This window comes from Bacillus andreraoultii, assembly GCF_001244735.1.
Taxonomy (GTDB): Bacteria; Bacillota; Bacilli; order Bacillales; family Caldibacillaceae; genus Caldifermentibacillus; species Caldifermentibacillus andreraoultii.
Genome location: NZ_LN868936.1, coordinates 331,759 through 341,400, shown reverse-complemented (window position 1 = coordinate 341,400; position 9,642 = coordinate 331,759). Strand labels below are relative to the sequence as shown.

5 protein-coding genes and 2 pseudogenes are annotated in these 9,642 nt (G+C 34.6%); 5 read left to right on the top strand and 2 right to left on the bottom strand.

The window, feature by feature from the left end:
• The first annotated feature begins 21 nt into the window (after positions 1 to 21).
• The 4 genes from pglX (BN2144_RS04660) (at position 22) to pglZ (ending at position 8,557) form a co-directional block, all read left to right on the top strand.
• Positions 22 to 1,293 carry a BREX-1 system adenine-specific DNA-methyltransferase PglX gene (gene pglX / locus BN2144_RS04660; RefSeq protein ID WP_033827162.1) on the top strand — a complete coding sequence of 424 codons (1,272 nt, stop codon included), beginning with the start codon at positions 22 to 24 and terminating at the stop codon, positions 1,291 to 1,293.
• Between the two features lie 11 nt (positions 1,294 to 1,304).
• A complete protein-coding gene (pglX, locus tag BN2144_RS04655; RefSeq protein ID WP_033827161.1) occupies positions 1,305 to 4,814 on the top strand; it encodes a BREX-1 system adenine-specific DNA-methyltransferase PglX in 3,510 nt (1,169 codons plus the stop codon).
• A 143-nt stretch (positions 4,815 to 4,957) separates the two neighbouring features.
• The gene (locus BN2144_RS04650; protein WP_033827160.1) at positions 4,958 to 5,920 is read left to right on the top strand and encodes an Rpn family recombination-promoting nuclease/putative transposase; all 963 of its coding nucleotides are present in this window, start codon (positions 4,958 to 4,960) and stop codon (positions 5,918 to 5,920) included.
• 78 nt (positions 5,921 to 5,998) lie between these two features.
• Positions 5,999 to 8,557: a BREX-1 system phosphatase PglZ type A gene (pglZ, locus tag BN2144_RS04645; RefSeq protein WP_033827159.1), complete on the top strand. Its 2,559-nt coding sequence runs from the start codon at positions 5,999 to 6,001 to the stop codon at positions 8,555 to 8,557.
• A 62-nt stretch (positions 8,558 to 8,619) separates the two neighbouring features.
• On the opposite strand, the pseudogene BN2144_RS20250 reads toward pglZ, so the two are convergent.
• Together BN2144_RS20250 and BN2144_RS21110 are read right to left on the bottom strand one after the other, a co-directional pair.
• A pseudogene (locus tag BN2144_RS20250) lies at positions 8,620 to 8,817 on the bottom strand (hypothetical protein); the annotation flags it as partial.
• 72 nt (positions 8,818 to 8,889) lie between these two features.
• Positions 8,890 to 9,050: pseudogene (locus BN2144_RS21110) on the bottom strand (DDE-type integrase/transposase/recombinase); the annotation flags it as partial.
• Between the two features lie 149 nt (positions 9,051 to 9,199).
• Here BN2144_RS21110 and BN2144_RS20045 point away from each other — a divergent pair.
• The coding region (locus BN2144_RS20045; RefSeq protein ID WP_033827158.1) for a helix-turn-helix domain-containing protein at positions 9,200 to 9,642 on the top strand (443 nt) is incomplete at its 3' end.

Genomic DNA, 9,642 nt, shown 5'->3' with positions numbered 1-9,642 from the left:
GATTGAATAAGGGTGAAAGTAATGAATAAAAGTGCATTGAAAAAGTTTGCGACAGAAGCTCGTAAAGAACTGCTGGAACGAGTGGAATTACAAGCAAGAAAAATTGGGATCACTGCTGAATCCATTCAAAAAGCAAATGTTGAAAGCTCGGACGCCGTCTTTATTGACGGCAGACAGCTTTCAGATATAGAAAGACGACAACGGAATAAACTCATTGCGCGTATCAATGAAATTGGTTTCGAACGCGTGATAGAAGAAACGGCATACACTTGGTTTAACCGTTTTATTGCTTTACGTTTCATGGAAGTCAATGATTATCTTCCAACGAAAGTCCGGGTTTTATCGTCTATTCATGGGGATCGTTCAGAACCAGATATGATGAAAGAGGCGTTATCACTTGATTTAGACTTGGATAAAGAATACGTATATGAACTCAAAATGAACAATCAAACAGATGAACTGTTTAAATATCTGATTAAAATGCATTGTAATGACTTAAACCGTTACATGCCATTTATGTTTGAAACGATTGAAGACTATACAGAGATATTATTTCCTGAAGGGTTACTTGGAACAGATTCATTTGTTCGGAAAATGACGGATACGGAAGTGATTCCAGAAGATAATTGGGAGCAAATTGAAGTTATTGGCTGGCTGTATCAATATTATATTGCTGATGAAAAAGATCGTGTGTTTAAAGCGAAAAGGAAATACAAGGCAGAAGAAATCCCTTATGCAACACAACTATTTACACCTGACTGGATTGTTCAATATATGGTGCAAAATTCATTAGGAAGGTACTGGACGGAAGCACACCCTGAACATGAAGATTTAATTACGAACTGGGAATTTTTCATCAAACATCAGCAAGAAGACTTTCAAGAAAAAATTGCTCCCTATGTAAATAAAGAGTTAAATGTTGAAGATATTAAATGTTTTGATCCCGCAATGGGAAGTGGCCACATTTTAGTCTATATGTTTGATGTTCTTTATGAAATATATAGTAAGTGTGGATATATGGAAAGAGAAATACCACGTTTAATTATTGAGAAAAATCTATATGGATTAGACATTGACGACCGTGCTTACCAATTAGCATGCTTTTCAGTCGTAATGAAGGCCCTTCAGTACAATAGAAGATTCCTTAGAAGCATTGAGCGAGATGGATTAACGATGAATTTAGCATCCATTCAAGAAACAAACGGATGGACAGATGAGGGAATCGCGTTTATTGCTGGTAAAGAAAATGGGGAAGTATTTAATAAAACAAAGGTGTTTTTTGNGATTGAATAAGGGTGAAAGTAATGAATAAAAGTGCATTGAAAAAGTTTGCGACAGAAGCTCGTAAAGAACTGCTGGAACGAGTGGAATTACAAGCAAGAAAAATTGGGATCACTGCTGAATCCATTCAAAAAGCAAATGTTGAAAGCTCGGACGCCGTCTTTATTGACGGCAGACAGCTTTCAGATATAGAAAGACGACAACGGAATAAACTCATTGCGCGTATCAATGAAATTGGTTTCGAACGCGTGATAGAAGAAACGGCATACACATGGTTTAACCGTTTTATTGCTTTACGTTTCATGGAAGTCAATGATTATCTTCCAACGAAAGTCCGGGTTTTATCGTCTATTCATGGGGATCGTTCAGAACCAGATATGATGAAAGAGGCGTTATCACTTGATTTAGACTTGGATAAAGAATACGTATATGAACTCAAAATGAACAATCAAACAGATGAACTGTTTAAATATCTGATTAAAATGCATTGTAATGACTTAAACCGTTACATGCCATTTATGTTTGAAACGATTGAAGACTATACAGAGATATTATTTCCTGAAGGGTTACTTGGAACAGATTCATTTGTTCGGAAAATGACGGATACGGAAGTGATTCCAGAAGATAATTGGGAGCAAATTGAAGTTATTGGCTGGCTGTATCAATATTATATTGCTGATGAAAAAGATCGTGTGTTTAAAGCGAAAAGGAAATACAAGGCAGAAGAAATCCCTTATGCAACACAACTATTTACACCTGACTGGATTGTTCAATATATGGTGCAAAATTCATTAGGAAGGTACTGGACGGAAGCACACCCTGAACATGAAGATTTAATTACGAACTGGGAATTTTTCATCAAACATCAGCAAGAAGACTTTCAAGAAAAAATTGCTCCCTATGTAAATAAAGAGTTAAATGTTGAAGATATTAAATGTTTTGATCCCGCAATGGGAAGTGGCCACATTTTAGTCTATATGTTTGATGTTCTTTATGAAATATATAGTAAGTGTGGATATATGGAAAGAGAAATACCACGTTTAATTATTGAGAAAAATCTATATGGATTAGACATTGACGACCGTGCTTACCAATTAGCATGCTTTTCAGTCGTAATGAAGGCCCTTCAGTACAATAGAAGATTCCTTAGAAGCATTGAGCGAGATGGATTAACGATGAATTTAGCATCCATTCAAGAAACAAATGGATGGACAGATGAGGACATCGCGTTTATTGCTGGTAAAGAAAATGGGGAAGTATTTAATAAAACAAAGGTGTTTTTTGAACAGTATAGAAATGCTAAAATGTTTGGTTCACTTATAAAAGTAAATGAAACAGATACAGCATTTTTAGAAAATAGATTGAAAGAAATGAAGGATACCCCTGTAACAGACTTGTTTCAAGGGAAAAAGCGTGAGGAAGCATTAGAACTACTTCCATTGCTTATAAAACAAACGAAAATTATGGGACAGCAGTATGATATTGTCGTCATGAATCCGCCCTATATGGGATCTGGAAGTATGAACAAAGAATTATCTGATTTCCTTAGAAAAAATTACCCTAATTCTAAATCCGACTTATTCGCTTCTTTCATGGAAGTCGACCATTATTTAAAGAAAAATGGCTTTTATGCGGCTATCAATCAGCATTCATGGATGTTCTTATCAAGTTTTGAAAAATTACGTAAAAAAATAATTGAAACGAAATTCATTGACACAATGTTACATTTAGGACCAAGGGCATTTGAGGAAATTGGTGGGGAAGTAGTGCAGTCTACTGCGTTTGTGTTGAGAAATGCTCGACAAAAAAAGGGTAAAGGCACTTATCTAAGATTAATTAATGATAGAACAGCTAGTGAAAAGAAGCAAAAAACTATTAAAGCTGTTCAAAACCCAGACGTTTTATATAAATATTTATTCAATCAAGATGATTTCAGAAAGATTCCACGTTCTCCTGTTGCCTACTGGCTAAGTAATAAATTGATTAAAAACTTTGCCAATAACCCAAAATTAGGTGACTCTTATAAAGCAATAAGGGGTTTAGAGACTGGGAATAATAATTTATTTTTAAGGCATTGGCATGAAGTTTCATTCGATAAATTGTATTTAGTAGAGAAGGATTCAATAGAAAATTATAGAAGATATAAATGGTTTCCCCATAATAAAGGTGGGGGATTCAGAAGATGGTATGGTTTAAATGATCTTATTGTAAACTTTGAAAATGATGGGTATGAAATTCGTAAAATAGGTGTATTAAATGGTTATAAATATTATTTTAAAAAAGGAATAACATGGTCCGCACTAACAACTGGATTGAATTCTTTTCGATACAGTACTGAAGGCTTTTTGTTTGATTCAAATAAGGGTCCGATGATGTTTCCATCGGACAAAGAACTTTGGATTATCTTAGGTTTGTTGAATTCTAAAGTTATTCAACAATACTTAAATATTTTAAATCCCACATTATCTGTGCAAAATGGTGATATAGACAATCTTCCATATTTTAATCTAGAAAATGCAGATGATAAATTATTAAGCGAAATTAGCGGGGCTGTCAGGGAAAATGTAGAAATAGCAAAGAGGGATTGGGACAATTTTGAAACATCATGGGAATTTAAACGTCATCCGCTTTTTAATTATTCCTATTTTGAGATTGCAAGGAATTTTAAAAAATGGGAATCTGATACGGATATAGACTTTCAAAAAATGAAAGCTAATGAGGAAGGGTTAAATCAAATTTTCATAAATATTTATAGTCTAGAAAACGAGCTAACACCTGAAGTATGCGAAAAAGATATTGTTATTCGCAAAGCAGATTTAGAACGTGATATCAAATCTTTTATTTCTTATGCAATTGGTTGTTCTTTTGGTCGTTACTCACTCGACGAAGTAGGTCTCATATACGCAGGTGGTGAATTTGATCCATCTCGATATCAAACCTTCCCAGTAGATAAGGACAATATTTTACCAATCTTGTCAGGGCCATATTTTGAAGATGATATTGTATCGAGATTTGTTGATTTTGTCCGAGTTACGTTTAGTGAAGAGACGCTTGAGGAGAATCTTGATTTTATTGCCGATGCGATTGGACGGAAAGCGAATGAGACAGCAAAGGAAACTTTACGTCGATATTTCTTAAATGATTTCTATAAAGATCATGTACAAGTTTACAAGAAGCGACCAATCTATTGGTTATTTACATCTGGTAAGGAAAAGGCTTTTAACTGTCTTATCTACATGCATCGTTATGATAAAACAACACTATCCCGTATTCGCACGGATTATTTACATGAAGTGCAAACTCGCTTAGAAGCAGAGAAAAATGATTTACTTGACATCATCGAAGGGGATTACACAACGAGAGAAATTAACAACGCAAAAAGAGAATTAAAGTCCCTTGATAAGAAAATAGACGAATTGAAAGCTTACGATGAACTGTTACATCACATGGCTGACATGCAAATTGAGATTGATTTAGATGATGGTGTGAAAGTGAATTACGAGAAGTTTAAAGGGTTAGTGGCGAAAATTTAAATTCACTTAAGAAGCAAACTAATTTGCTCCTTTTCCGTTGTTAAAAACATCCCAGACCTGCAACAAAGAACTGAAATAGAAAAGAAATTAACGGAATTGTATAATAAGTTAAAATAGTATATAGGGGTAGGGAGAGATGGAGGGTGTGGCTGAAAAATCCACATGATAAATTTTTTAAAGAGACCTTTGGAGATGTGACGGTCACGAAGGATTTTTTAACTAATTATTTGCCAGAAATTATAATGGAAATGATTGATGTCAACACTCTTGAACCAGAAAAGGATAGTTTCATTAATGATGAATTGAAAGAAAATTTTTCAGACTTACTTTTCAAGGTAGATATTTGTAATCAGAAAGGGTATCTTTATTTTCTCTTCGAACATAAAAGTTATATTTATCATAAAACCGCTCTTCAACTGTTAAAATATATAATAGAAATATGGGAGGCAAAAAGTGAAAAGGAAAAGAGCAATGGGCTTCCAATTGTTATTCCTTTAGTCATTTATCACGGTCAAAAAGATTGGAACATTGGATTGAGTTTAGGAGAGTTAATACAGGGATATGGAGAGCTCACACCGAATATTCAACGGCTTGTTCCGAACTTTGAGTATTTGCTTTATGATCTTTCGAAATATAACGATGAGGATATAAAAGGAGAGGCCCAGCTTCAAATCGTACTAACGACCTTAAGGGATATTTTTACAAAGGATAGCGTGGATCTGCTTGTCATTATCGATCGGGCAGTTAAATACTTGCGGGAATTAGAGGATCATCAGACTGGGATTCGTTACGTTGAAACTTTACTTAGATATATATTTAGCGCCGGAAGAAACTTAACGAAATCGGAAGTGGTGGATATGATGAAGGAAATTGAAATGAATTATCCAGAGGGGAGAGATGTTGTGATGACAATAGCTGAACAATTAATAGAAGAAGGTAAAAAACAGGGGCTAAAACAAGGAATCGAAAAAGGTATTGAAAAAGGTATAAAACAAGTTGCAATCAATTTGATAAAACAAAATATGGAGTATAGTTTTATTGAGGAAGCAACTGGCTTATCGAGAAAAGATATAGAAGAAATTGTAGCGGAAATAAAAAGAAAATAAGTTGTTAGAGCTAAAGCTAAGCTAATGCACTTCCCGTGTGAGGTGCTTTTTTCATTCGTGAGGAGGCGGTGAATAATTATGAATTTAAATCAAATCGAGTCCACATTATCGGATATTTTTAATGAACCTCTCAAAGATTGGGAACAACGTAAAATAGTTTTTTGGGTGGACAAGGATAAAGAATTTATTGAGGACATTGAACAATTAACATTAGATAACGTTAAAGTCTTAACACTATCCGAAAATAATCAATTTTTTACGAAGCATTTATTAGAGGAAGAGGATCCGACATCTTCCTATTTAATTTATACAAATATGGAATTAAGTTTAGAAGATAACTGGTTAGCCGATACCGTGTTGTATTCAAAAGTATTTTATGCTGATCGAATATCACTCATTTTAAGTGAGTTGCAAATCAATCCATCGCTTCGAGCTGTTATAAAGAAATATGAGAAATTCTTTAATAATAAGGAACGGTTTCGTAAATTTCGAGCATTCGGGATTGAATCTTATACTGAGGAAACGATTGAGATTGCGATTATGAGTGTCCTTTGCAATCTAAAGACATCTGACTTTGAAGCTGTTTTAAAAACCGTTTTAATGGATACGCTGGATGATCAGGCGAACAAATATTTATCACAAATGGACAAGTTCTTTGATATCCATGTTTTCTGGGCTTATATTGCCAATCGTTATGGCTACGAGCGTGAAACGAAGACACTAAAGACATTGTTTATTCATCTGACTGTCACAGCCTTTAGTCATACCGTAAATGAAAAGTATATGGCTAATTTAAAAGATTTTATCGCAGTTCGTAATAAGGCCAATTGTCTTGTATTTATCGACCACTGGATGCACCACCTGGCAGACTATCAATTGTTTAACGAGTATGCTGAATGGGTAGAACAAGAAATTCAGCTTCAAAATCTATTGCAAACAGTTCCTATTGATGAATTGAAGCAAGCAGACACATTTCCTTATGTTGACCGAGCCATTATTATTTACATAGCAAATAGTCTAATGGAAAGACTGGAAGATTACGAAGAGTACATAAAGCTCATAAATTTAAGGCGAGCAAAGCATTATTATGAAAAGTATGCATCTATCTATGATGCACTTGAAAACACAGTAAAAATGTACGCTTTCCATAAAGAATATAGCCAAGGAATCCCGTCTGGTAAAGCAATTGATCTATATGAAGCATATCAGAAAAAATACTATGTGATGGATACGTATTACCGAAAATTTTATCATGCATATGATGAAGAAAGTAATCATGAGTTACTAAAGAAATTAAAAGACCTTGTTGAACATCTCTATACGAATTGGTTTCTGGGCGAGTTAAGTACCAATTGGTCACAAGCAGTGAAAGCAGAAATGACTGAAGATTGGTCATTACCAGGTGTTATGAATCAACAAAATTTCTATTCTTCCATGATCGCACCACATATATTAAAAGGTGAACGGGTATTTGTCATTATTTCGGATGCGATGAGATATGAAGTCGGGATGGAATTAGCTGAACGTTTACGTGCAGAAACGATTGGAACTTGTGATGTACAGACAATGCTTGGGGTTATTCCTTCAGTGACCAAACTGGGGATGGCTTCCCTTTTGCCTCACAAAACGATTGATATTGATGCTACAGGTAGAGTATTGGTAAACGGAGAAGATTCATCTGGATTAGATCATCGTAAATCAATTATTGAAAAAACAAGAAAAGATAGCATTGCTGTTCGCTACCAAGATATACGAGAGTTGAACAAGGCAGGAAGACGTGAAACATTTAAGGGGAAAAAACTAATCTACATTTATCATGATACGATTGATGCAATGGGAGATAAGGCCTCAACTGAGATTTATACATTTAATGCAGTTGAAACCGCCATTCAACAACTATATGACTTAGTGAAAATTATTCGAGATGATTTAAGTGGAACAAATATATACATTACTTCAGATCATGGTTTCCTTTATCAACGAGAGCCACTAGCAGAAAGTGATAAGATTCATACAGAAAAAATGAATGCAATTGAAGTAAAGCGTCGCTACACGTTGTCAAAAGAAAAACATGATGTTTCAGGGAAAATCGCCATAAATCTTTCATCTGTCATAGAAAATGAGCAGCAACTAACTGTTTATTTACCAAATGGAACGGTTCGGAATCGCATGCAAGGAACGGGTGTGAATTTTGTCCATGGTGGTGCCAGCCTTCAAGAAATTGTTGTTCCATTACTTTCTTATAAAAATAAACGAGCTAGTCAAAAAGGTGTACAAGCAATATCGAAAGTAGATATTAAACTCACAAGTACAACCCGAAGAATCACAAACAGTATATTCACCCTAAACTTTTTCCAAACAGAGAAAGTAGAAGAAAAGATGAATCCTCGGACGGTTGTTATTTATATGGCGGATAAAGAAGGAAACATCCTATCAAATGAGGAAACAATTATTGGTGACCGCCCGTTTGACAATCCAGCTGAACGTACATTTAAGCTACAATTTGTCTTAAAAAGTATCTCTTATGACCGCAATAAAACCTATTATCTCTTTATAAAGGATACAGAAACAGGTGTGATAACAGAGAAAGTTCCATTTACAATTAACTTAGCAGTTGTTAGTGATTTTGATTTTTAGGAGAGAGGAGATTGTGGATGGAAGAGCTAAATGGAGAGTTAACGGTTGACTTAGATAGAAAATTAAATGATATATAGATATATGTAACACAAGGAGTCGGTCAAACCGATTCCTTTTTGTGCATTTACAATCATTTTTGTCCAACGTGCAGGCATATGTGGCAAATTGGAAAGCTCTGGTATCATGATAGGTACTTTATTATTAAGTGAGGCATGTGGCCTAAGAAAGTTAAAAAATGCCACGAATATAGGTAGATAGGATTCCCACTATTAACATAGATACGTTTCATCCCCAAAAATTGATTAGAAAGCTCATACGGATAATGATCAATTTTTCTCTTTTTTAGAAAGACCTCTTAACTTCTTTTGGTAGTAAGAATATTGTTTTTTTTTTCACATTTGAAAACATCAAAATCTTATTGTTCTTTTATTTTTCCAAGTGTTTTGGAACAGTGAGGACATCGTAAAATGGCCTCTTTCAAATAACGATGCTTTAATCTCATCTAAATTCAAATAAATAGGTTAATAATTGAGGATACAGACTTGTTCATATTTGCTTCCTCGCTATTTAATGTTTAGTTTAAAGCTTCCCAAAGCTGTCTATACTGGGTAATACTACTAAATTACCTGGGGTGATAGTCTTATGAAAAACTTTGAAGAAGAGTATAATGTATTCCAAGATGCGTTAGAAATACCTAAACCTTGGTATGTTTTCCATAATGAATTAGCTAAAGAAGAAAACACCTTACACATTTATATTGAATATCAATCAGGAGCGGAATTTTCTTGTCCTAATTGCGGTAAAACGGGATGTAAAGTTCATGATATACAAGATCAAGACCGGACTTGGAGACATCTAAATTTTTGGCAATATAAGACCATTCTCCATGCCAGAATGCCACGAGTAAAATGTGAGTCATGCGGTAAAATACGTACGGTTGTCATTGATTGGGCACGTCCAGGAGCTGGATTTTCATTATTATTTGAGCACCATGTGTTGTCGCTAATGGTTGAAATGCCTGTCGCTGCCGTAGCTCGTGAAGTAGGCGAACATGATACGCGCCTTTGGCGAGTATTTAAATATTA